Below are 23,715 nucleotides of genomic sequence, written 5' to 3'. Positions count from 1 at the left end.
TCTCACCACGCCTGCGGGGCCCACTCCCGGGCGAAGGTTTCCATCTGCTTGAGGATAAGCTTGATCACCTCCTCCTTCGACGGATAGTCGAACTTGGCGAGGTCACGACGAATCCGGGCGTGCAGCTTCGCGCGTGCCCCGGTGTGGTCCTTGCCGTGGACGGGACAGTTCACTACGTCGCCGCCTCGGACGAGGATGAGTTCGTCCGGCTCTACGACCTCGCCGCCGATGGACTCCTGGACGAGAAGGCCGGGTATCGCGATTGGATGCGCTCCGTGGCCCTCGCCCCGAACGCGCCCCTGCTGGCCTCGGCCTCCGGCGACCGCGCCGTCACGATCTGGTCCGCTACCGCATGGCAACAGTGGGGCGAAGGCTATTTCGGACGCCGCTGGGCCGACGTCCCGTTCCTCTGGGCGGAGAGCTACTTCTACCGCAAACTCCTTGCCGCGCTCGGCTACTTCACCCCGGGCTCCTGGCAGGGTGTTGATCCATTCGCCCCATTCAAGAACACCGAACCCTGTTGCCGATCGACCGGATCGCGGCGGACCGGCCCTTCTGCTCCGGAAAACACAAGAAACACGGCATGAACGTGCAGGTCATTGCCGATCCGAAGGGCCGCCTCCTATAGGCCTCACCGGCTCTGCCCGGTGCCACCCACGACGTCCGGGCCGCCCGTCAGCACGGCATCATCGACGCACTCGCCCAAGGCGGCATCAAGTGCTGGGCGGACAAGGGATACCGCGGCGCCGAAGGCACGGTCCGCGTCCCGTGCTGGGGCCGCTGGGCGACCCTTTCCGCGGGACAGCAGGCGGTCAACCGGTCCCACGCGAAGATTCGCGCTCTTGTCGAGCAGGCCGTCGCGACCCTGAAATCCTGGCGGCTCCTGCGCAAGCTCCGCTGTTCGACCACCCGCATCACGCACCTCGTCCAAGCCGTCCTCTGCCTGCATCTGACCAGCTCAGACCGATGATGGAAAGCCCTCAGTGTCGTGCCGGCAGACCGGGACCGTCGTTATCACGGCGCGGCGGTCTCGCACAGCTGTACTGGCGCAGTGCGCCTCATGGCAGCCAACAAGCGCTACCGGCCCATGGCAACTTGGAGCCACGCATGAACCATGCTGGGCTTGGTTCGACGGCAACACGGCGTTGGCAACGAGCCCGAGATTGCCCGAAGTCGCCGAGTCGACGCCGCGGTCGAGGCACCGATCGAGATCGCGCCGTGGTCGGGGCCGCGGCCCAGGCTCCGCAACGAGGCGCCGCCCGGAAGCAGGGTGATGTCTGTGCGCCTTCCGCCCGGGGTGTGCGACACCATGTCCCCTATCCTCCCGGGGTCACCAGGTGGGACGCGAAGCCCAGCCAGATGCGGTGGTCCTTCAGCCGGTCGGGCACGAGGCGGAAGCCCTGGTCGTAACCGCTGGCGTACACCTTGCCGTCGACGGCGAGCATCAGCAGTCCGTCCGAGCAGTTGACCGGCAGTGACACCTCGATACCCGTCGTACGGACGATCTCGTCGCACCAGCTCGCGACGGGCTGTTCGAAGCTGCCGGTGGCCAGGACCGCCGGTACACCGAGGTTCTCGGGGACGTCGAGATTTGCGTGGACCCGCTCCAGCTGGTTCGCGTCCAGGGCGTCGAACATCGCGTCGACGGTGGGAGTGACGCCCCTGAGCCGGTACAGGGTTCGCTTGGACGTACGGGTTGCCATGGTGGCGCTCCTTGTGCGGGGCGACGATAACCGCCCTCGTGGTGTCGTTCTCATGTGCTTCTCCTCCTGGCAGCGGCCCTCGCGCCGCAGCGGTTCAGGGCCCGCTTCCCCGTGACCGACCCAGCAGCCGATGTCGCCGGGTCGTGATCAGTGGGCCAACAGCGCGACGATCGCGGTGACTTCGCTGCGCCAGGCGCGTACCTGGCCCTCCGTGGGGCCGATCTCGTACTGGTGGTAGTGACAGCCGAGGCAGAGCTGGCTCCACGCGGCCTTCGCCCGGCGAGCGGTCCCGGCTTCGGCACAGCCGCGGAGCCAGAGGAGTGCGGCCCGCATGGAGCCCTCACGGATCGTGCGGGGCGCGCCGTGCGCGGAGAGACGGGCGGCGACCGCGCTCTCCAGCGCGGCGCGGAGGGCGAAGGCGGCACCGCGGCACCGGCTCGCCACGGTGGCGGTGAGCACGGTCGGCGGGGCGGGTACGGATGCACCGGCCCCCGCGGTGGCGGGCCCGCCCGTGACGGGACCAGTGGTGGCGGGACCGCCACAGTCCTCGATGAGCAGGTCGGCGGTGTCGAGCAACTGACGGATCGTCGCGTTCACTGGGTGGCCTCCTCCGGCTTGCGCACGGTCTGGGCGACGGTTGCGACGTCCCCCACGAACCGAAGGGGGTCCAGCATCGAGGTGCCGGACGGATGCGCGCCCTCCTGGCACTGCCTGATAAGGTCCACCGCCCCGGGACCACACCGTCTGCGCAGCTCGCGGTAGACGTCAGCCGTCCTGGACGGGTCTCCGAAGAGCCCCAAGGCGGCGATGTCCATCAGCTTGACGGCGGCCGTGACGGTCTTCTCCGCCTCGTGCTCGGTCAGTCCGGCGCGGTGCAGACACAGCCACGCGGCCTCGGAGAAGGCGCGTTCGAGGACGGTGCGGCAGAGGCCGGGCAGTACGTGGGTCATGGCGACCGGCGGGAGGTTCGGTGTACGGGCGAGGGCGCGTGCGTCGTCCAGCGCCTGGCCGACCGGATCGGTCACGCGGCGCACGGTCACCGCCGAACGCGCCTCCCGCTCCACCTCCAGGACCGTCACCGGGAGCTCCTGATTGGTGAAGGCCCGCTGGAGCCGCGTGTCGTGGGTGAAGACCACGACCTGACGGGTCTCGCCGAGGTCGTGCAGGACGTTCGCGAGGCCGTGGACCTTCGCCGGGTCCATGGACTGCACGGGGTCGTCGATGATAACGAACCCGAAGGGGCTGTCCGGTGCGGCGGCACGCGGCAGAAAAAGCGACAGTGCGAGGGAGTGCAGCTCGCCCTGGCTCATCACGCCCAGCGCGGCGGCCTCCGTGCCGTCCACGGACACGTCCATCACGAGCTTGCGCACGGCCGCCTTCTCGCCGCCGGTCAGGCGTACGGAACGCAGGTCGACGTTGCTCTGCTGGCGCAGTTCCTCCCAGATCCGCTGCGAATGGTCCTCGAAGGGACGCAGCCGTTCCTCGCGCAGCTCCGCGCACGCCTCCTTGAGCCACTTGCGGGCCGCCCTGACCTGGCGCAGCCGGGGCTTGCCAGCGTGCGCGCCACGGGCCCGGTCGAGCCAAGCGGCGAGGCGGGCGACGCAGCGCCGCCACTGTTCGTCGAGCTTCTCCAGCTCCCGTGCGGCCTCCTCCCGCAGAGCCGCGCAGGCGTCGGCGAGGACAAGCGCGGCGGTCTCGGCGCGGGCGGCGAGCCGCTCGGCTTCGTCGATCACCCGGCAGGCCGCCCACTCCTCCCAGGGGTCGACGAGCGGGGCAGGAAGCCATGCGGGGACCCGCGTGACGAGGTAACGGACGGCGTCCACCGCGTTCCGCAGTTCGGTGCAGGCTTCCTCGGCGGTGGCGGCCTCCCGCCGCAGGGCGGCCACCTGTTCGGCGGCCCGCTCGGCCCATGCCGCGTTGAGCGGCCGGTCGGACCCGCACAGCGGGCAGGTGTCCTCGTCCGGGTGCCGACGGCCGTGCTCCAGGGCCCTGTCCAGCAGTTCGGCGCGCTGGTGAGCATCCTCGGCGCCCGAGGCGCGTACGTCGTCCAGTACGGCGACGGCCTCGCGCAGACGGTCCACAGCCGCGCCGACCGCCTTGAGGTCGGGAGCGGCCAGCTCGACGGTCGCGCGCAGCTCCCTCAGACGGTCGTCGGACGCGTCGGGCAGCCCGGATACGAGGGCGTCCAACCCGTCGAAGTCAGGAGTCCCCGTCCCGCTGACGGCCGCGAGCGCGCGCTCCGCCCGGGGATCGTCCAGCGCGGACAGCGCCTCGACGAGTGCGGGCACCTCCGCCTCAGCCGTCTTGACCGCCGAGTTGAGCGCCTTCTCGACGGCCTGGAGCCGTTCGTCCGCGGCCGTCAGCTCGCCGAGCCCGAGGATGGTGGCGACCGAGTCGTACAGCTCGCTGGGCTTTCCGCTGATGACCTTGTCGAGATCGGAGTACGACAGGAAGGGCCGGTAGTTGTTCAGCGCTGGCTCCCAGCCGGCGTCCTCGAAGGGCCGCCGACCGTGTCCCGGCCGCTTGAACTCGACCTCGGGGGCCGTGACGTCATCGCCCGGCCAGGTGCACGTCAGCGTGGACGGCCGGGTGTCCCCCACGATGGCGAGGCGGACCTCGACCTTCGGCTCGCCCCCGTCGTGCAGGTTGCGCCAGTGCCGGCGCCAAACCTCGCCGCGCTGCCTGTCGAGGCGGGCGGTCCGGCCGGTGAACGCCGTCTCGGCGCCCTCAGCGAAGCTGGACTTGCCCGAACCGTTGCGCCCCACCACCAGGGTCACGCCGGGCTTCGCGCCCAGCGGCAGACGCGCCTTGCGGCCGATTCCGCGAAAGCCGCTGACGCTGATGGACTCGAGGAACACTAGGTGGTCCGCGCGCGGGCCGATGGGCGCGTCCAAGTCGGGTTCCGCTCCGCCCAGCGCCTCGCGAAGCATTTCCTTGGTCGCCTCGGCGAGGGTGGACGCCTCGAGGCGGTCGGCCAGTCGCGAGAGCGTCGAGGAGCCGCCGCTGCTGCTGGAGGATTGCCCGTCCTGCTCGACGTGCTCCGGGGGTTCGATGTGCTCGAGGTGTCCCGCCATGTCGCTCTCCGCCCTTCCGCGGTCCGTTCCGATGGAGAGTCAGCCGGGCGGGAGCGGTGCGCGGGTGGGGTGAGCCTCCGGCTGTGCGCGAGCCCGGCATGACGGGACAGACGTTAGAGACGGAGAGATGCTGCGATCTATGAGCTTGGCGATAACCCGGGTTATCACAAATCTCGGACACAAGTAGGGAATTGACGCCTCGGGAGGTACTTCCGCCCACACAGTCTTGCCCACAGTTGACGAGGCGCCGACCCCCGACGCAGGGCCAGGACGTCCACCAGGAGCCGCCCTCGACCGGACTCACCGTCGAATGCGACGAGGATGGGGCCATCGGCAGCCGCTTAGCGGAGGCGGCATCCGCGATCTCGATACGCACCAGACCCACGGCCGCGTCGAGGGCGAGCCGGAGACCGAAGTCGCGTCCGGGACCCGACCGTGCCGTACGGCGTTCCGGGCGAGATCGCCGACGATGAGGGCGACCGTGCATGACGCGTCAGACGCCGGCGGGTGACCCACTCTTCCGTGAGCCGAACGGCGAAGCGTCTGGCGAGCTGCGCAACTTGGGGTGAGGAGACGAACTGCGCTATGAGTGGGCGTTTGATGTTGATTCGCGATGGGCAATTCAACCCGCTTTGCCTTATTTATCACCAACGCGCATAGTCCGAAATGCCTGGAAGATCTGCACCGGCGGGAACTTTCACCCCATATCCAAACCAGACGGAATCCAATGCCGAGAAGCTGACTAAACGGGCGCCTAGTTCGGCACTCAGGGGCCGTGAAGCCGAACATAAGGTGCGAATCAACCCGAATTCACCAACCGTAGGGGCGACTTAGCGCAACATTCTCTCCCCAAACGCCCTCTGAGAGGGCGATAATAGGGGTCGTCGATGAATTAGTGGGGTGTTTCGCTCTCGCGAGCCGCGGCTGTCGCGTGCATGACGTAGTTGGCGAGGTCGCTGGGGTCGATCAGCCGGGCGGGGATGGGTTCGGAGTGGTGGCCGAGGTCCTCGAGGTGCGGGCGGACCTGCTTGATCAGGCATCTCATCTGGTTCTCCCCGATGCGGAAGAGATAGGAGATCAAGGAACGGGACAGGCCGCGCTGGTCGAGGACGGCGGCCCAGATGATGTTCTCCGTGGTCATCTTGCGGTGCCGGGGCCGCTCCTTGGGCGGCAGGGTGTCCAACCGGTCGCGGACGCCCGCGGTGAGATCGTCGAGGTCGTGGCGCTCGAGGCCGGTCAAGAGGGGGTGGGTGGCCAGGGTCGCGCCGAAGGTGTGCGCGGTGCGGGGGTGGGATCTGGGGCCGGGCGGGTGGAGGGGGACGTCGGGGATGCCGGGCTGGGGCGGGATCGTGTAGTTCCACTCCCCGTGGAAGTCGTCGGGGCGGATCGTGAGGGCGGCTGCGTGCTGTTCGCTGATCTCGATTCCGGTGGGGTAGGTGCCGGTGTCCAGGCGGGCGGTCACGGTCAGCCCGGTGCGGGTGGTGGTCGCCGAGATGAGGTTCAGGACGGTTTCGTAGCTGGTCAGCGGGTGGGCGCGCCAGTTGAGGGAGATGAAGGAGAACAGGCGGTGCTCGACCCGGTTCCACTTCGAAGTCCCGGGAGGCAGGTGGCACACGCTGATCTGAAGGCCGGTCTCGGTGGCGAGAACGGCGAGGTTGGCCTTCCATGCCTTGGCGCGGGAGCTGTTGGAGCCGCCGCCGTCCGCGGTGATCAGCAGTCGTTTCGCGTGCGGGTAGGCGGCCCGTCCCTCCTCGGTCCACCAGCGGCGCAGGCTGGCCACGGCGAATGCGGCGGTGTCGTGATCGGTGCCCACCACGACGAAGCCGGTGTTGCGGGCCAGGTCGTAGATGCCGTACGGGATCGCGGTGCCGGTGGCGTGGGAGGGGAAGTCGTGGTCGAGGACCTTGACCGGAGCGCCGGGCGGGGCCCACTCCCGACCGGGCCGGGCGAACAGCCCGATCTGCTCCTTCTTCTTGGTGTCCACGCTGATCACCGGGTCACCGGCCTTCAGGAAGTCGGCCACCGTGGCGTTGAGGTGCCCGAACTGCGCGTCCCGGTCCGGGTGGTGGCTGCCGGCCAGCACCCGCGCGTTGCCGCGCAGGCTGAACCCGGCCGCCTTCAGCAGGGCCGCGACGGTGTCGCGGCCCACCTTCCTGCCCTGGGCGGCGAGCTCGTCCGCCAGGCGGCGCAACGACTTCGTCGTCCACGTCAGCGGCTTCATCGGGTCGCCCTGTGTACTGTCCTCGACCAGCTCCAGCAGGGCCGGCACCAGGCCCGGGTCCTTGTCCGCCAGGGCCGGACGGCCCGCTCCCGGCCGTCGCACCCGCCTGTCCGGCTCCGCGACGGCGTCGAGTTCGGCCAGGCCCCGGCTGACGCACCCCTTCGAAACCCCCGCAGCCCGCGCCACCGCGGCGATCCCGCCGTGCCCCAGCTGCCGGGCCTCCGCGCCGTACAGGATCCGGCGCTGCCGCTCATTCAGATACGGCGTCACCGCCTCGAGCTTCGCCCGTAACGACCCCGTCGATCCATCAAAGCGCCTCATACCACATCAACGAGCCCAACTACCCCAAGCAACCCACTAATTCATCGACGACCCCTAAGAGCCAGTTCCCCACGTTTGATGTTGATCCGCTCCACCCGGTGGCGGGCTGCCTGCCGCGGAATCCACGCGGAGGGCCTCGTCGGCGGGCTTCGACCGCTGACTCCCCGCCTCTCTGGAGGGGGTTCTGTCCGGTAAGTCCGCCTGCGGGCTCTCCGACTGGCCACGCAAACCAGGGCTAGTTGGCTCTTATCGCCCTCTGAGGGAGGGGAGCTCGCGTGGCTCGCTCTATTCGGTGGTCGTTCCTGCCTGCACGGCCTGTCGGTCAATGTCTGTCGAGCCGAGACATCCCGCGACATACGCGAGTCGTCAGGTCCGCTCAAGAGTCGTCGGGTCGCCCTACGCTCGACAGATGACGCAGCCCTACCCTTCAGTCGGTAAGGAGCGGAAGTGACGCTATGGCCAACGGAATTGACACCAGCGTCGATGGCGGCGCTATTTGGCGCACGGGTGCGCAGGCTCAGTACGGCGGCCGGACTCACCCAGGCCGAGCTCGGTGACAGGTGCATGTGGTGAGCACGCGGATCACACAGATCGAGCGGGCGTCCGGAGCAAAGCCGACGCTGGAGCTAGCTGTATTGACCTGCAGCGTTGTTCACACGGCTGATCGGCAGCTGGCCGCCGAGTGCCGAGTGGCAGCGGTGGTGGTTGCCGCCTGCCGTGAACAGTCAGGCGGGCATTACGGTGGGACACGAAGACCTCCGTGCGGTGCAGTCCTAGACAGCTCCACCACACCGGAGGTCTTCGCCATGATCAAGACCCGTGAGTGTCAACAACGCTCGTGATCAATACAGCTAGCACGTGCGCTGAACACGGTGCTGGAGGCATCGGGCCGTCGAGAAAGGCGGCCCGGCAGCGTATGCCGTGCGACACAACCGTATTGAGCGCACATGGCCCTCACGGGCGGGCGCCGCTGGGGACACCCGCCCATAGATGTCGCTAATTCGCGGCGGGTGCCCAGAGCGCGGCAACGATCTCCATCTGCTTGAGGACCAGGTCGACCGCCTCGCGCTCCTCCTCCGGCGGGTAGTCGAACATCGCGAGGACGCGGCGGATGCGGGTGCGCAGCTTGGCTCGGACGGGCTCGCGGGAGAGCCAGTCGACGGAGAGGTTCTTCTGGATGTCCTTGACGAGGGCGCGTGCGATCTTGGCGAGTGTGTCGTCGCCACCCTCCATCGCCTCGGCCATGTCGCGGTGAGCGACCGCGTCGTAGAACGCCAGCTCGGCGTGGCTGAGCGGCGGGTCAAACTTCTCGCCGCGGCGAGCCTCCGCCGACACCTCCCTCGCGAGGGCGGCTAGTTCGGCGATGACCTGGGCGCTGGTGAGTTGCTGGAGCATGTACCGCTTCATGAGGTCGTCGAGGCGCTTGGAGAAGCTCTCGTTCCGGACGACGTTGTGCTTGGTCACCTCGCGCATCTTCTGCTGGATCAGACGCCGCAGCGCCTCGGTGACCAGGTGCGGGGTCTCGGAGTTCTCCAGCTTCCGCAGCTGCGCCTCGTTGAGGCGGGTGATGTCCAGCCGGCCGATCCCGGCCTCCGCGTACAAGTCGGTGATCTCGTCGGCGTCGACGACCGAGGCCGCCAGGGCTTGGAGGTAGCGCTGGACCTCGGCGCTGAGCGGCTCCCCGCTCGCCTCGCGCTGGGCGGCGTCGAGCTTGATCATCCAGGCCCGGACCTCGCTGAAGAAGGCGATGTCGCGGCGCCAGTCGTCAAGGTCCTTGCAACGCTCGGCGATCTCGCGGCTCATCGAACAGACGCGGTAGAACCGGTCGAGGCGGGCGGCGCTGTCCTTGAAGCGGACGGAGAGCGGCTTGGCGCCGGGTTCGACCTGGTTGCCCGGGTTCTTCGGGTCGCGGAGGAAGTCGGCGGTCAGGCGGAGGGCGCGCTTACGGGAGTCGGGGCGCCCGGTGTGGGCGAGCCACTCTCTCCAATGGCACCCGGCCAGCAGCCCCTTGATGGTCGAGAGCTCGTTCTTAACCTCGGTGATGGCCCGCTCGATGTCCGCGCCGAGGGTCTGGTCCTTCCGGTCCTGGTCCGAGTATTCGCGCAGGGCCTTGGCGAGGTTGTCGGTGAGAGGCGCGTAGCCGACGAGGAGGCCGTCCTGCTTGCCCCGGAACCGGCGGTTGACGCGGGCCAGGGCCTGCATCAGGTTGGCGCCCTGCATGGGGCGGTCCATGTACAGGGTGTGGATGGGCGGCGCGTCGTAACCGGTGAGCAGCATCGAGTGGACGATGAGCAGCTCCAGCTCGTCGTCCGGGTCCTTGGCGCGGGCCTGGACAACCTTCTGCTGGGACGGACGCAGAGCGTGCTTGCGTAGGCGCTCCTCGTCTGAGGGATCGCTGTGGAAGACGATCTTCATAACGCCCTGATCGGCTTCCTTGCCCACCCAGCCCTTCCGTCGCTCGGCCAGCGCATCGAAGAGCGCCACGCAGATGTCCCGGGTCATGCACACGACCATTGCCTTGCCGGGACCACCGAGGTCAGGCTTGACGAGCTCCCGGCGCTCCTCCCAGTGGGCGATGAGATCGTCGGCGAGCTTCGCTATCCGGACGGGCGCCCCATAGACAGTGTTCATCCCCGTGGCGAACTTGATGGCACGGCGGCGCTCGGCGTCGTCCATGCCCTCGGTGAGGGTGTTCGCTTCTTCGTCGAGCTTGCCCGGGTCGACGCCCTTGGGCAGGTCGACCTCTATGATTCGCGGCTCGTGGAACACGCGGACCGTGGCCCCGTCGTCTACGGCGCGCTTCAGGTCGTAGACGTCGATGTACTCGCCGAAGACGGCACGGGTGTCGGCCTCGGCCTTGGAGATCGGCGTACCGGTGAAGGCGAGCAGGGTGGCGTAGGGGAGGGCGTCGCGCAGGTGGCGGGCGTACCCGTCGAGGCTGTCGTAGTGCGAGCGGTGCGCCTCGTCGACGATCACCAGGATGTTGCGGCGCTCGGAGAGGAGCGGGTGGGACTTGCCGGCCGCCTTCTCCTCCTTGCTCAGGCCGAACTTCTGCAGGGTGGTGAAGAGGATCCCGCCGACGGTGCGCCTCTTCAGCTCGACGCGGAGGTCTTCACGAGTGTTGATCTGGTGAGCCTTTGTCTCCAGCAGGCTCTCGCTGTCGAGGAAGGTGTCGTAGAGCTGGTCGTCGAGGTCGTTGCGGTCGGTGATGACGACGATGGTGGGGTTGTTCAGAGCCGGGTGGCGCAGGACGAGCGCCGCCGTCTCCACCATCTCCTCCGACTTGCCCGCGCCCTGTGTGTGCCAGACGACGCCGGCCTGCCCGGTCGAGCGGGACGCCTCGACGACCGCGTTCACCGCCTTGTTCACCGCGAAGTACTGGTGCGGCTTCGCGATGCGCTTGCCGGAGAGGGGCTCGCCCGGCTTGGACGGAGGGAAGTTGACGAAGTTACGGGTGAGGGAGAGGAACCGGTCCTGGGTGAACAGGCCGTGGAGGGCCAGGTTCAACGCGTCGAGGCCGTCGTAGCCGGGCGCGTTGGTGTCGACGCGCTCGCCCTCGTCGTCGACGTTCCAGGGCGCGAAGTGCTCGTACGGTGTGAAGACCGTGCCGTACTTGGCTGTTATGCCGTCGGAGACGAGACAGAGCACGTTGTAGCGGAACGCGATCGGGAACTCCGAGACGTACGTCTGGAGCTGCGCGTGCGCGGACTTGAGGGTCGCGTTCTCATCTGAGGCGCTCTTCAGCTCGACGACGGCGAGGGGCAGGCCGTTGACGTAGAGGACGATGTCGAAGCGACGGTGACTGCCGTCGGTCTCCCGGACAGTGACCTGGTTGACCGCGAGGTAGCTGTTCGCGCCAGGGTCCGTGAAGTCAACGAGCCGGACGGTCGGCGTCTGCTCGGCGCCGAACTCGTCAGTATACGTCAGCCGGATGCCGGTAGTGAGGTGCTCGTGCGCCTGCTGGTTCTCCGGATACGCCTCGCGGGAGGTGGGGTCGGTGGCGATACGGAGGGCCTCGTGGACGGCGGTGGCGGTCAGCTCCGGGTTTAGCCTCTCGATAGCCAGCTGAAGCTCGTCGTGCAGGATCAGGTCATCCCAGTCGCGGCGGTGTCCGGTGCCGGGGGCGAGGTCTTTGCCGGGCTTGGCCTGCCAGGCAAGTTGGGCGAGTTCGTCCAGGGCGAGGTGCTCCCAGGTAGACTCAGTCATTTTGGTGTCGAGGTGAGCGGGGGTGTGAGTGGGCTCGCTGCCGCTTTCGGTGGTCATACGGCCTCCTCCACGATCTTCTCTGCGTCTCGGACGCGGAGCTTGCCGGACATCAGTTGAGGGAGGAGGGTGTCTCGGAGAGCGGCCAAGGACAGAGACTCCCTGAGCGCCTGGTCCGCTCGCTCCTCCAGCGCATCCAGCTTGGGACGCAGTTCCTTCTGGCCAGCAGGGCCTGGCAGGATGAGTTCCAGTTCACCGACTTGGGACCGCCGGAGTTCGGTCTGACCGGTGCTGCCTTCGCCCATCGCCTCGATCTCTGGCTGGGCACGCAGCATGGCAAATCCGGCACAAACGGGGTCGACCTTGTCCTCATTGAAGCGCACGATCGTAATGTGCGAGTCGACAGTCGCCTCCAGATCCAAGGTCCAGCGGGCAACCCGCCCGAGAGTGCCAACACCCGTTGAATTCACTAGCACGTCGTTAAGTTGCAACAGCTTGTGGGCCTTAACCTTCTCCCGGAGAGTCAGGCGGGAGGGGTCAAGGTTCACACGCCCGCCGCGAACGCACTTCTGATTGAGCACCGTGAGTTCATCCGAAGAATCCGTGTACTTCGGAGCGACGCCGCGAGTCAGAGCAGTCGTGAGTGGCTCCACAGCTACTTCAACGGAGTCGTCATCATGAAGCCTCTGGGAATAGAAGGTGAGACCGAGCTCGCGAGCCGTGGTCGCGATGCGCTCGTTGACCGCGATCTTGTCATCCAGCACCCCAAGGGCTTCAGCGATGGCTTTCTGATCGGCGAGCGGGGGACAGGAAATTTCTACCTGGCGAAGCTGGGTAAGGTTGAATCCTGGCACCGAGCTACCGATGGCCATTCCCTGCACCTGAGCCAGGGCCTCTGGGGACGACAGACAATAGTACAGAAACAGCGAATCGACGAGGTTCGGATCCGGTGTAAGCTTCATCTGCTTATTGGAGACGATGTATCGGTCAAATCTGGCGCGATTGTCCACCAATCCAACTTGGCCAATAGTGCCCCAGCATGTGAATACCAGGTCTCCTTGACGGGCCACGCTGCGGGGGAATTCGTCGGCCTTGGATTCATCCACGAAGACGATCTCATCGTCAAGCAACCGGTCCCCGACCTTGAGGCTCAAATTGCTGCCCCGAAGGACAGGCACCCCCTCTTCTCGGAAGAATCTAGAACCAATTGCCGACCCGAAGGGGCCTGTGGCCAAAGAGTTCTTACCGGGGGCGGCGAGATCTTCGATCTTGACGCTACGCCAATCAGCCACCGATCCTCCCCAACTGCTCCCGCACCACCGCATCCAGCCGCGCCGACTCGTGTAGCTGCTCGAACAGCTCCTTTGCCAGTCGCGTGATCCGCTCCTCCACCGGCTCCGCGTCTGGGTCTTCCTCGGCCTCCGCCGCTCCCACGTACCGCCCCGGCGTCAGCACATAGTCGCGCTTCTCGATCTCCTCCAGCGTCGCGCTGTAGCAGTATCCCGGCACGTCCTCGTACGCAAGGCCCTTGTCCTTGGCCGACTTCGTGCCCCGCCACGCGTGATACGTGTCGGAGATCTTCTCCAAGTCCTCCTCTGTGAGGATCCGCTCCGTGCGGTCGACCATTGTGCCCATCGCGCGCGCGTCGATGAACAGCACCCGGCTCCGCCGGTCCTCCAGCGCCTTCGCGCCCTGCGGGGACTTGTCCTTCGTCAGGAACCACAGGCACGCCGGGATCGCTGTCGTACGGAAAAGGTTGCTTGGCAGGGCGATCATGCATGAGACCAGGTCCGCCTCGACCATCGCCGCGCGGATCTCACCCTCGCCCGACTGCTTGGACGACATCGAGCCGTTCGCCAGGACCACGCCCGCGCTGCCTCGGTCGCCCAGCTTGGAGACGATGTGCTGGAGCCAGGCGTAGTTGGCGTTTGACTGGGGCGGGGTGCCGTAACGCCACCGCCTGTCGTCCGACTTCCTCGCCCAGTCCGACATGTTGAACGGCGGGTTGGCCATCACGAAGTCGGCCTTCAGATCCGGCAGCTTGTCTTCCGCGAAGGTGTCCGCCCAGCGGTCGCCCACACCCTTGGGGTCCATGCCGTGGATGGCAAGGTTCATCTTGGCCAGACGCCACGTGCGCTCGTTGGCCTCCTGGCCGTAGACCGCGATGTCGTGAGTGTGGTCCTTGCCGCGCCGCTTCGCGACGAACTTGCCGCTCTGCACGAACATGCCGCCCGAGCCGCACGCCGGGTCGTATACCCGCCCCTCGTACGGCTCCAGCACCTCGACAATCAGGCGGACCACGCTCGCCGGGGTGTAGAACTCGCCGGCCCGCTTGCCCTCTGCGCGGGCGAAGCGCTCCAGGAAGTACTCGTAGGTCTCACCCAGGACGTCCTGCGCGGGGCGGTCGCCATGACCCGTGAAGCGCGCGTCACTGATGAGGTCGACGAGTTCCTTCAGGCGCTTCTGGTCGACGTTGTCGCGGTTGAAGATCTTCGGGAGGACGCCGGTGAGGGGCTTGTTAGTCTTCATCACCTCGTCCATGGCCGTGTCCAGGAGCACGCCGACACCGCCCTCCGCGCTGGCCGCGTTCTCGGAGATGTGGTCCCAGCGGGCAGTCGGGGGCACCCAGAAGACGTTCTTCTCCGTGTACTCGTCCTTCTCCTCAAGGAAGGCCGCCCGGCGGTGCTCGGGGATCTGGGCCAGCTCGGGGTCGGCGGCCAGTTCCTCGCGGCGTTCGGCGAAGGCGTCGGAGACGTACTTCAGGAAGACCAGGCCGAGCACGAACTCCTTGTACTGGGCAGCGTCCATGGAGCCGCGGAGTTTGTCCGCGGCCTTCCACAGGATGTCCTGGATCTCTTTGGTGCTGGAGACACTGAGCAGTTCGCCCTGTCCGGCGGCAGCCGCGGCTCGCTTGCGGGGAGGCATTGTTCCTTCTTCCAACTGATGGGCTACGTGCGGTTGATGAGTGGAGCAAGCGGATCGGCCAGCGTAAGCGTGCCGTCCGCCAAGCCGGCGACCGTCAGGCGCCGGGCCTCGGCGAGAGCGTCGATCTGGGCACGCAGCAGGCGTTCCCGGCGTTCCGTCTCAGCCAGCAGGGCGTCGAAGCGCAACACCTCGTCCGGGTCGAGGTCGGGGAGCTGGTAATCCTCCATGCGGCGGGCGGCCCGCACCGCGCTGGGGCTGCGGGAGGTGCCCCGAGCGGCACCCAGCACGGCCGCCAGAACGCGCGGGGTCAGCGGCCGGGCCGCGTCGGGGTTGACGCGGAGTACGCGGGCCGGGAATGCGACCACCGAGAAGCCGTCATGGTCGACGTACAGGCCGAGGCGGGGCGTGAGGGTGTAGACGACGTCGCCGGGCTCGGTGAGCGCCACCCGGTCGTATCCAGTGGCCAGGACCAGCCGGTCGATGCGGCGCACGCCGACCGGCCATTTGCCCGTGATCTCCTCGGGGCCGAGGACGGCGTGGTGGCCATCCGGGGCGAGGTGCCGGTCATCGACGCGGTGGCCGGGGAGCCGGGTCACCCTGCGTCCGGTGATCAGCTTGCCAAGGGTCGTACGCGGAGGCAGGAGGCCGACCCGGCGCAGTACGCCTCCTCGGTAGGAGCCCTGCTCGCCCTCGTACGCGCGTGCGTCCGCCGTCGCGCGCTCCAGGCGAGCCTCGGCCTCGGCGATCAGGGCTGGGCGTTCGGTGACCTCGTCGGACCAAATCGCGGAGGCGGGCGGCGCGGGCGGGGTCAGCGCGCCGCCGAAGGCCCGATCCAGGTCGGCGACAGGGACCACACGGCCGTAACGCGGGTCATGGCCGTCGAGCGCCCTGAAGCCTTCCGCGCGCCAGAGGAGGACGTCCTCGGCGAGCCGCATGCGCACGTCCGTCGTGAGCTGCTCGGAGCTGATGTCGGCCAGTAACACCTTGCCCTCCGCCTCGGGGACGGGACCGCGGGTGAGCGTCCACAGCGCGGGACGGTACCCGGGGCGGAAAGGCAGGACACCACCGGGGAGCGCGATGACGGACTCGACGACATTGCTGCGCAAAAGGGCTGAGCGGAGCCGAGATGCCTCGGTGTCCTTGAGTGCATCCACGAGCGCGTCGGCCGGGCCAAGGACAATGGCCGTGCAGCCGGGGCGAAGGAGGTCGGCGGCGCGCTCGATCTCCGCCAATGCGGCGAACACGGAACGGTCCTCGCCGGGGCGGTAGGGGAGCTGGGTGACGACGAGGTCCGGGTCCGCGAGGCGCTCCTCCAGGTCGGGGCCGGTCTGGACGTCGAGGTCGAGTTCGCTTACGCCCGCGAGGAGGAGGCGGCGGCAAGTGATGCGGGCCAGCCGTTCGTCGAGATCGGCAGCCAGGACCTTGACGTTTTCGCGGTCCTCCGTGTCGTCAAGGAGCGCGACGAGCAGGTCGCCGGTACTGGCGTGCGGGTCGGCGATAGTGAGGGACTCACCGTGCTCCAGCCGGACACGGATGTCAGTGAGCTGGGTGAGCAGACGGCGCAGCTCCGGGGCGACGGCGTCGGCGGCGAGCGAGTCCAGGCCGAGTCGGGAGCGGGCGGCGAGCAGCCACTCGTATGCGCCGCGCTCGTCGTAGGCGGCCTCTACCAGATCCTCGGCGAGTCGGGCGAGCGGGGCCGCGGTGGCGTCGAGAGAGCGCAGTTCCCGTAGGACGAAATCGTCCTCCGCGTCGATCCGTTCGGCGCGGCGCAGCACGGCGGACCACAAGGCCGATTCCGCTTCGGCGTCGCCCAGAGGGCCGTTTGTGCCGTCGGTCAGCGGTCGGCCCCGGTCGAGTCGGCGCAGGCACAGAAGGCTGCCCAGCGTTTCGACCAGTTGCCACGGCGTGAACCGCTCCCGCAACGCGATGACGCCGAAGAGAGCCAGCTCGGACCGGAGATCCGTCGGGTCGGCGTTGCCCAGGCCGGACGCGATCAACCACTCGGCAACCTGGACACCGTCAAATAGTGGCCTTCCCGAGTTCTCGGACACGGCAGCGGGGAAGTCTCGGTGACGTCGGCGCCAGGTGGACACGACGGGACGCTTCACCCGGGCGAAAGCGGCAATCTCGGTCATCGACACCAAGAGTGGTGCCGGGGCGCGTAGCGTCGTGTCCGGCGAAACAGTAGCCACGGTACGCACCCCCCTGTTCATCTCTCGCCGCATCAGCCCTCTGGCCGTCAGGCTGGCCTTTTCGTCGCTCCCCGGGGCTTCGCCTAGAACCATACGACGATCGCTATCCCGGCGTCTTCTGGTAGTTGATAATGCGGGTTATCAGGCTTGCGGATGTCTTCATGACAATGACCGGGCAACGTGATCCAGGGGCAGTCGTCCCCGTGGCCGAATGACAGCGGACCGGGCAGCCTGAGTCCTTAGCCTGCCTCCTGAGGAATGCGGCAACCGCCAAGAAGCAGGGGGACATGACATGGGTGAGCTGGCCAAAGCGGTGGCTAAGCTTGAAGAGCAGGTCGAGGACGTGCACGAGCTGCGGCAGATCGTGGAGCGTCTCGACATGGAGATCGCGGCGCGCATGGATGAGATCGAGACGATCGGCGGCGCCCTCCTCGATCTTCACGGCGATCTCGACAACCAGATCGCCGAGTACGACTACATGGCTGTCGAACAGTCCCTCGCATCCCTGCGAGGACTGGTGGACATGGAGGAGGTCCTCCCCGCGATCGACGCCGTACTGCTGCTCACCGCCCTGCGCGATGACGGATCCATGCCCGATCTCACTCTTCCGCTGTCGGCGTTCGAGAGGGGTGACTCGGGGGAGCATCCTCGGCTCACACAGGAAGACCTGGACCGCGACTTTGCGGCAGACCTCGCGCGGGCGGACCAGCACTGGGAGGAGATCTGGGGCGACCATGCCTGGGCAGATTCCGACGAACGGGACTCCCGGCGAGCCGGGCATCGCGCCGATGCCGAGCAGGAAGCGATCAAGGACCGAGCCCGCCGGGCGGCGGCCCATGTCGAGGAGCTCGTCGACTACATCGGTGACACGCTGTGGCCCGACCTCGTGGAGGCGGTGGAAGCCGGCGACCGGGGGCGCGCGATCCGGGCGCTGGCGGCTGCGTGCGCGGCGGCACGGGAGGCGGAACCCGCCTACAAGCTGTACGAGGTCAATCTCTCGGTGCAGTACGAGTCGTCGCCGATGTCTCTCGGGGACATGGGCGAGTACCTGAGCGGCTTCGAGACATGGTTGATGTCGCCCCAGGCCGAGTGACCGGCGATAGATGCCGACCTGGACAAAACACATCATCGCCAGGTGGAGTCCTTCTGCGGCGCGCTCTCGTGATGGAAGGTCCGTCTGTCCGCGAGAGGTATCAAGGGCGGGAAAGCCCTCCAAAATCCCGAGTCACCGAGTTCACCAGTGAGACGATCACGCAGACTTCGTTCCAGCAGAGTGGAGCGCGGGGCTCGCCCTACTCCGGCCTACCGCTTCAGTTGCACAGCCGTCTCGATCACCAGATGCCCGCCGCCGCCGAGCGGTTCCGTCCACCCCCATGTTCCGAGTGCCCCGCCCAGGACTCGAACCTGCGGCCAAGCGCGTCCGCGGGACCGTCATGGCGTCCGGCCGACGCCTGTGCGGACGACGACAGGGCCGTTCGCCCCATCCAGCCCCCAGGGCGCAACGGCCCGAAACGCTCGGCCCACACGGGCATACACGCCGCCCCTCCGAACTGACTCGCCGTTCAGCCGCATCCAGCCGCGATCCAGCCAGCGTGCGGAGAACGACGGATGACGGCAGGTGACGAAGCGTCAGGTAATCCAGCCAAAATCCAGCCGCGGGTACGCGAACGGGGTCGACCCGAATCCGGGTCGACCCCGTTTGACCTGGCGGTTTGCTAATTCACCAGATCCACGGTAATGCGTGGCCTATACATTGAAGCGGAACTCCACCACGTCCCCGTCCTGCATCACGTAGTCCTTTCCCTCCATACGCGCCTTGCCCGCCGCGCGGGCGTCGGCGACCGAGCCCGTGGCGACCAGGTCGGCGAAGGAGATCACCTCGGCCTTGATGAAGCCCTTCTGGAAGTCGGTGTGGATCACACCGGCCGCCTCGGGGGCCGTCGCGCCCTTCTTGATGGTCCAGGCGCGGGACTCCTTCGGGCCTGCGGTGAGGTAGGTCTGGAGACCCAGGGTGTCGAAGCCGACGCGGGCGAGGGTGGCGAGGCCCGGCTCTTCGGCGCCGACGGACTGAAGGAGTTCGATCGCGTCCTCCTCGTCCAGCTCCGCGAGGTCCGCCTCCAGCTTCGCGTTGAGGAAGATGGCCTCGGCGGGGGCGACCAGCGCGCGCTGCTCGTTCTTGAAGGTCTCGTCCACGAGCTCGTCCTCGTCCACGTTGAAGACGTAGAGGAACGGCTTGGTGGTGAGCAGGTGCAGGTCGTGCAGGAGCTCCGCCTTCTCGCTGCCCTGGACGATGCCCTGGGAGAAGAGGGTGTCGCCCCGCTCCAGGATCTCCTTGGCCGCCTCGACCGCCGCGACCTTGGGGGCCACGTCCTTCTTGATGCGGGCTTCCTTGGCCAGGCGCGGCAGGACCTTCTCGATGGTCTGGAGGTCGGCGAGGATCAGCTCGGTGTTGATCGTCTCGATGTCGTCCTTGGGCGAGACCTTGCCGTCGACGTGGACGACGTTCTCGTCCTTGAAGGCCCGGATGACCTGGCAGATCGCGTCGGACTCGCGGATGTTCGCCAGGAACTTGTTGCCGAGCCCCTCGCCCTCGCTCGCGCCGCGGACGATCCCGGCGATGTCGACGAAATCGACGGTCGCGGGGAGGATCCGCTGGGAGCTGAAGATCTCGGCGAGCTTGGTGAGACGGGTGTCGGGGACGCCGACCACACCCACGTTGGGCTCGATCGTGGCGAACGGGTAGTTGGCCGCCAGCACGTCGTTCTTGGTCAGGGCGTTGAACAGGGTCGACTTGCCGACATTCGGCAGTCCGACGATTCCGATCGTGAGCGACACGTTGGCGACTTCCTGGGTGAGGACTGGCGGTGGGCCGGGGGCCCGGACCCGGGTGGGCCGATCCACCAGTTTACGGGCGCGTCAGCGGAGCCGACGACGGGAACCGGGGAAGCCCGTCATCGGGGCTCTCGCGTACGAGCGGGGTACGGGTTTGCGTCGAACTCATGGCCAAGGTCACCCAAAGGGCGTGTCTTGTGGCGGAACCCTCATGCGATGAGACCTACGTTTGATCCGTGGAGCACAGGACAGGTCCCTCGCAGCAGCGGCCACGGCCGCAGGCCCCTCTTTCCGGGCAGGGCGCCCTCATCGAGGGCGCCTCGGTGTACCGGGTCACGGCACGGCCGGGCAGCAAGGACCGGCCGGCGCGATCGGGGCATACCGACGGGCCGGGTGGCGGTGGGCAGCCGAAACGGCCCGCCCCACGGCCGGGGCGTCCGGTACCGCCGGTACTCCTCGCGCTGCGCAGGCTGCCGAATCCCCGCCTGACCGGGCTCGGCGCCGGACTCTTCGCCTCGGCCGTCATGCTGCTGATCGGTTCGCTGGACGAGCTGCTGCTCGACGGCTCACCGCTGGTGTACGGCCTGCTCTTCCTGCCGGTCAGCGCTCTGACCGCGCTGTGGGTACGCAAGGCTGACCTGGTCACCGCGCCGATCAGTGTGCCGATCGCGTTCACCGTCGGCGTCATCCCGGTCGCGGGCGGCGTGGGCGGCTACGGGGGCCACATCATGGCCGTGGTGACGGCGCTGGCCGTCAACGCGGGGTGGCTGTACGGCGGCACCCTGGTCGCGGGGGTCATCACGACCGTGCGGAAGGTCCGGCTGATGCGCCGCGCTCCCGCTCGTCGCCCGGCGCCCCGCAAGGCCGACGGCCGCCCGGGGCAGGCACTGCGGCACCCGGACGGCCGACACTAGTGCCGTCAGGCAAGGTTCGCCCCATCGCGATGCGCCGAGAGCTTCGCCTGGGAGGTGCTCCCAGGACGGCGGCTCGAGTAGGCCCACTACGAAGGGGATCGGGCGCCGGGCGATCTATCCCCAGGCCCGGGAGGGCCCGGGGATACCCCACCCCCTCGACCCGGGAGGACCCGGAGCGGGCCCATGCACCGGACGCCGCTCCCTCGCGTGCAAACGTCGTCTGACGCGGCACTAGTAGATTGTCGCGGCTTAGTTTTGCTGTGTGGTTGGGTAGAGGTGGCGTAGTTTCACGCGTGCGTCGTCGGTGGTGAAGTGCCAGTCGACTTGGCGCTGGTTGCTGTTGGTGTGCTGCTGCCAGGCGGCGAGTTCGGTGTTGAGCACGGTGAGGTCGTCGATGCGGCGGTCCAGGCACTGGCGGGTGAGCGCGGAGAGCTCGATCTCGGCGATGTTGAGCCAGGACCCGTGTTTGGGGGTGTGGTGGATTTCCAGGCGCTGGGCCAGCGCGAAGGCTTTCCCCGGGTCGAACGCCTCGTAGAGCGAGGCGGTGGTGTGGGTGTTGAGGTTGTCCATCACCAGCACGACCGTGGCGGCGTCGGGATAGTCCACGGTCAGCAGGTGTTCGACCTGGTGCGCCCAGTCGACCTTGGTCCGGCGGGGCTGGGCATCCACGCGTCGCCATCCGCGCAGCGGTTCAACCCAGCAGAAGATCGAGCAGGTCCCCGAGCGGACGTACTCGTTGTCCTCGCGGCGGTCACGGCCGGGCCGCGGGGGAAGCGGATCGCGGACGTGGCCGAGCAGCTGGTACGGCTTCTCGTCCATGCACACCACCGGACGCGCCGGGTCATAGGGCCGGGCATAGACGGCCAGCACGTCTTCCATCCGGGCCGCGAACTGCGCGTTCGCTCGTGGCGGGATGGTCCAGCACTTCTTCAGGTGAGGACGCAGTTCCGTTTTTTTAAAACCCGGCCGATCGTGGAGTGGTCCAGGTTCGGGATGTCCTCGATCAGCGCCACGTGCCTCTCCAGCAGGCGCAGCGACCACCGGGCATGGCCCTTGGGCGGTGTCGAGCAGGCCAGCGCGATCAGCCTCGCCTCGACCTCACCGGTCACCGGGGAGGGCACCGGGGGGCAGGCGCGTTCCTTCCGGCCGACCGTGGCCCACACATCGCCGCCGGTCTCCGCGTACCGCTTCGAGACCAGCCGGACCGACTCGCACGACACCCCGACCCGGTCCGCGATCACCGCCCGCGGATCGACCTCGCCGACCGACGTATCCAGCGCGAGCAACACCCGCGCCCGTCTGATCATCGACGCGCTGCGGACTCCCGTCGTGGTCACCCGCACCAACGCCTGACGATCCTCAGCACTCAAGGCAACCGGATACTTCTTTTGTGACGACATGGCACCCCCGCCCGGCCGAAGTGAAGCGACGAGGGGAGACTGCCCGACCGTCAACTCCACCAATCAGAGCCATACTTAGGTGCGACAATCTACTAGCGTCGTGCCGCGGCCATCGCCGCGCCCACGATGCCCGCGTTGTTCTGGAGCTGGGCCGGGACGATCTCCGCCCGAACGTGCTTGATGAGCGGCAGGAACTTGTCCGCCTTGCGGCTCACCCCGCCGCCGATGATGAACAACTCAGGCGAGAAGAGCATCTCCAGATGCTCCAGGTACTTCTGGACGCGGCGCGCCCAGTGCTCCCAGCTCAGTTCGTCGTCGTCCTTGACCTTGGTCGACGCGTGCTTCTCCGCCTCATGGCCGTTCAGCTCCAGATGGCCGAGCTCGGTGTTGGGCACGAGGCGCCCGTCGTGGAACAGGGCGCTGCCGATGCCGGTGCCGAAGGTCAGCAGCATCACGACGCCCTTGCGGCCGCTGCCGGCGCCGAAGGTCATCTCGGCGATGCCCGCGGCGTCGGCATCGTTGAGGACGGTGACCGGGAGGCCGAGCTTGTCGCCCAGCAGTTCGCCGCCGTCCGTGTCGATCCAGCTCTTGTCGACGTTGGCGGCCGTTCGAACGACCGAACCGGTGACCACACCCGGGAACGTGATCCCGACCGGGCCCGACCAGCCGAAATGGCGCACTACCTCGGACACGCCGTCGGCCACGCCGTCAGGCGTGGCCGGATGCGGTGTGAGCACCTTGTGGCGCGGCTCCGCGAGGTCGCCGCGCTCCAGGTCCACAGGAGCGCCCTTGATTCCCGATCCGCCGATGTCCACTCCGAAGACGTTCATGGACACAACGTTACGAGGAACTGCTGGCGGTTACTCCTCGACAAGCGAAACGGCCTCGGCGCGGAGGTCGCGGCGCAGTTCCTTGGGAAGGGAGAAGGTGAGGGACTCGTCGGCGGTCTTGACGATCTCCACGTCCTCGTAGCCGCGCTGTGCGAGCCACTCCAGGACCTCCTCGACCAGTACCTCGGGGACCGAAGCTCCGGAGGTGACGCCCACCGTGCCGACGCCGTCCAGCCAGGACTCGTCGATCTCATGGGCGAAGTCGACCAGGTGGGAGGCCTTCGCCCCGGCGGTCAGGGCGACCTCGACCAGGCGCACGGAGTTCGAGGAGTTGCGCGAGCCGACGACGATCACCAGGTCGGCCTGAGCGCTCATCTCCTTGACCGCGATCTGGCGGTTCTGGGTCGCGTAGCAGATGTCGTCGCTCGGCGGGGAGACCAGCAGCGGGAACTTGGTCTTCAGCTTGTCGACCGTTTCCATCGTCTCGTCCACGGAGAGCGTGGTCTGGGAGAGCCAGACGACCTTCGACGGGTCGCGGACCTCGACCTTGTCCACATCGCCCGGGCCGTCGACCAGCGTGATGTGGTCGGGGGCCTCACCGGTGGTGCCGATGACCTCCTCGTGGCCCTCGTGGCCGATGAGGAGGATGTCGAAGTCCTCGTTGGCGTAGCGGATGGCCTCCTTGTGGACCTTGGTCACCAGGGGGCAGGTCGCGTCGATGGTCGCGAGCTTCCGCTCGGCGGCCTCCTCGTGCACGATCGGCGCCACGCCGTGCGCCGAGAACATGACGATCGAGCCTTCGGGCACCTCCGCCGTGGTGTCGACGAAGATCGCGCCCTTCTTCTCCAGGGTCTGTACGACGTACTTGTTGTGGACGATCTCGTGGCGCACGTAGACCGGGGCGCCGTACTGCTCCAGGGCCTTCTCCACGGCGATCACGGCACGGTCCACGCCCGCGCAATAGCCACGAGGTGCGGCGAGCAGGACGCGGCGGGCGTTCGTTGCAGTCATGCGTCCCATCGTAAGGGCGGCCGTCGGAGGGCAACGATCGCCCACAGGGCTGACGGCGGCGCGCGGGCGCCATGTCGGCATCTGCCGTA

16 protein-coding genes and 4 pseudogenes are annotated in these 23,715 nt (G+C 67.8%); 5 read left to right on the top strand and 15 right to left on the bottom strand.

Annotated features, from left to right (window positions below):
* Window positions 1–2 precede the first annotated feature (2 nt).
* Window positions 3–173, bottom strand: a complete 171-nt coding sequence (locus V1460_RS05950; protein ID WP_338672567.1) for a type I restriction enzyme endonuclease domain-containing protein — start codon at window positions 171–173, stop codon at window positions 3–5.
* Between V1460_RS05950 and V1460_RS05945 the strand changes: the two genes are divergently transcribed.
* Both V1460_RS05945 and V1460_RS05940 read left to right on the top strand, forming a co-directional pair.
* Complete coding sequence (locus V1460_RS05945; protein ID WP_338678379.1) at window positions 156–587, top strand: hypothetical protein; 432 nt, start codon at window positions 156–158, stop codon at window positions 585–587. The genes V1460_RS05950 and V1460_RS05945 overlap by 18 nt on opposite strands.
* Window positions 515–970, top strand: a pseudogene (locus V1460_RS05940) (transposase family protein); the annotation flags it as partial. The gene V1460_RS05945 and the pseudogene V1460_RS05940, both read left to right, overlap by 73 nt.
* A gap of 346 nt (window positions 971–1,316) precedes the next feature.
* On the opposite strand, the gene V1460_RS05935 reads toward V1460_RS05940, so the two are convergent.
* The 5 genes and pseudogenes from V1460_RS05935 to V1460_RS05915 form a co-directional block, all read right to left on the bottom strand.
* Window positions 1,317–1,703 (bottom strand): TIGR04141 family sporadically distributed protein, encoded by a 387-nt coding sequence (locus V1460_RS05935; protein WP_338672566.1) that lies wholly within the window; start codon window positions 1,701–1,703, stop codon window positions 1,317–1,319.
* Window positions 1,704–1,850: 147 nt separating this feature from the next.
* Window positions 1,851–2,300: a hypothetical protein gene (locus V1460_RS05930; protein WP_338672565.1), complete on the bottom strand. Its 450-nt coding sequence runs from the start codon at window positions 2,298–2,300 to the stop codon at window positions 1,851–1,853.
* Window positions 2,297–4,777: an AAA family ATPase gene (locus V1460_RS05925; RefSeq protein ID WP_338672564.1), complete on the bottom strand. Its 2,481-nt coding sequence runs from the start codon at window positions 4,775–4,777 to the stop codon at window positions 2,297–2,299. Before V1460_RS05925 ends, V1460_RS05930 begins: the two co-directional genes overlap by 4 nt.
* Before the next feature lie 195 nt (window positions 4,778–4,972).
* Window positions 4,973–5,403, bottom strand: a pseudogene (locus tag V1460_RS05920) (ATP-binding protein); the annotation flags it as partial.
* Window positions 5,404–5,669: 266 nt separating this feature from the next.
* Window positions 5,670–7,319: pseudogene (locus tag V1460_RS05915) on the bottom strand (ISAzo13 family transposase).
* Between the two features lie 483 nt (window positions 7,320–7,802).
* Between V1460_RS05915 and V1460_RS05910 the strand changes: the two are divergent.
* Window positions 7,803–7,951, top strand: a pseudogene (locus tag V1460_RS05910) (helix-turn-helix domain-containing protein); the annotation flags it as partial.
* Window positions 7,952–8,315: 364 nt separating this feature from the next.
* On the opposite strand, the gene V1460_RS05905 reads toward V1460_RS05910, so the two are convergent.
* Genes V1460_RS05905 through V1460_RS05890 form a run of 4 tightly spaced genes read right to left on the bottom strand, consistent with a single transcriptional unit; the run spans window position 8,316 to window position 16,582 of the window.
* Entirely contained in the window at window positions 8,316–11,582 is a 3,267-nt protein-coding gene (locus tag V1460_RS05905; protein ID WP_338672563.1) for a type I restriction endonuclease subunit R, read from the bottom strand.
* Window positions 11,579–12,814 carry a restriction endonuclease subunit S gene (locus V1460_RS05900; RefSeq protein WP_338672562.1) on the bottom strand — a complete coding sequence of 412 codons (1,236 nt, stop codon included), beginning with the start codon at window positions 12,812–12,814 and terminating at the stop codon, window positions 11,579–11,581. Before V1460_RS05900 ends, V1460_RS05905 begins: the two co-directional genes overlap by 4 nt.
* Window positions 12,807–14,447, bottom strand: coding sequence for a class I SAM-dependent DNA methyltransferase (locus tag V1460_RS05895; RefSeq protein WP_338672561.1), 1,641 nt, complete (start codon window positions 14,445–14,447; stop codon window positions 12,807–12,809). The genes V1460_RS05900 and V1460_RS05895 overlap by 8 nt, the downstream gene beginning before the upstream one ends.
* A 23-nt stretch (window positions 14,448–14,470) precedes the next feature.
* Window positions 14,471–16,582 (bottom strand): hypothetical protein, encoded by a 2,112-nt coding sequence (locus tag V1460_RS05890; protein WP_338672559.1) that lies wholly within the window; start codon window positions 16,580–16,582, stop codon window positions 14,471–14,473.
* Between the two features lie 370 nt (window positions 16,583–16,952).
* Here V1460_RS05890 and V1460_RS05885 point away from each other — a divergent pair, with 370 nt between their 5' ends.
* Window positions 16,953–17,732, top strand: a complete 780-nt coding sequence (locus tag V1460_RS05885) for a hypothetical protein (RefSeq protein WP_338672558.1) — start codon at window positions 16,953–16,955, stop codon at window positions 17,730–17,732.
* Window positions 17,733–18,385: 653 nt separating this feature from the next.
* Here the strand turns inward: V1460_RS05885 and ychF are convergent.
* The gene (gene ychF, locus V1460_RS05880; RefSeq protein ID WP_338672557.1) at window positions 18,386–19,474 is read right to left on the bottom strand and encodes a redox-regulated ATPase YchF; all 1,089 of its coding nucleotides are present in this window, start codon (window positions 19,472–19,474) and stop codon (window positions 18,386–18,388) included.
* A gap of 233 nt (window positions 19,475–19,707) precedes the next feature.
* Here ychF and V1460_RS05875 point away from each other — a divergent pair, with 233 nt between their 5' ends.
* Window positions 19,708–20,385 (top strand): DUF6542 domain-containing protein, encoded by a 678-nt coding sequence (locus V1460_RS05875; protein ID WP_338672556.1) that lies wholly within the window; start codon window positions 19,708–19,710, stop codon window positions 20,383–20,385.
* A 249-nt stretch (window positions 20,386–20,634) separates the two neighbouring features.
* On the opposite strand, the gene V1460_RS05870 is transcribed toward V1460_RS05875, so the two are convergent.
* The 4 genes from V1460_RS05870 to V1460_RS05855 form a co-directional block, all read right to left on the bottom strand.
* Complete coding sequence (locus tag V1460_RS05870; RefSeq protein ID WP_338672555.1) at window positions 20,635–21,426, bottom strand: IS630 family transposase; 792 nt, start codon at window positions 21,424–21,426, stop codon at window positions 20,635–20,637.
* Entirely contained in the window at window positions 21,315–21,755 is a 441-nt protein-coding gene (locus V1460_RS05865) for a helix-turn-helix domain-containing protein (protein WP_198602818.1), read from the bottom strand. The genes V1460_RS05870 and V1460_RS05865 overlap by 112 nt, the downstream gene beginning before the upstream one ends.
* 122 nt (window positions 21,756–21,877) lie before the next feature.
* The gene (gene ppgK / locus V1460_RS05860) at window positions 21,878–22,615 is read right to left on the bottom strand and encodes a polyphosphate--glucose phosphotransferase (RefSeq protein WP_338672554.1); all 738 of its coding nucleotides are present in this window, start codon (window positions 22,613–22,615) and stop codon (window positions 21,878–21,880) included.
* Between the two features lie 30 nt (window positions 22,616–22,645).
* On the bottom strand, window positions 22,646–23,635 hold the full coding sequence (locus V1460_RS05855; protein WP_338672553.1) for a 4-hydroxy-3-methylbut-2-enyl diphosphate reductase: 990 nt from the start codon (window positions 23,633–23,635) through the stop codon (window positions 22,646–22,648).
* Window positions 23,636–23,715 lie beyond the last annotated feature (80 nt).

Origin of the sequence: Streptomyces sp. SCSIO 30461 (assembly GCF_037023745.1) — a bacterium.
Classification (GTDB): domain Bacteria; phylum Actinomycetota; class Actinomycetes; order Streptomycetales; family Streptomycetaceae; genus Streptomyces.
This window is presented reverse-complemented; position numbering and strand designations above follow the sequence as displayed.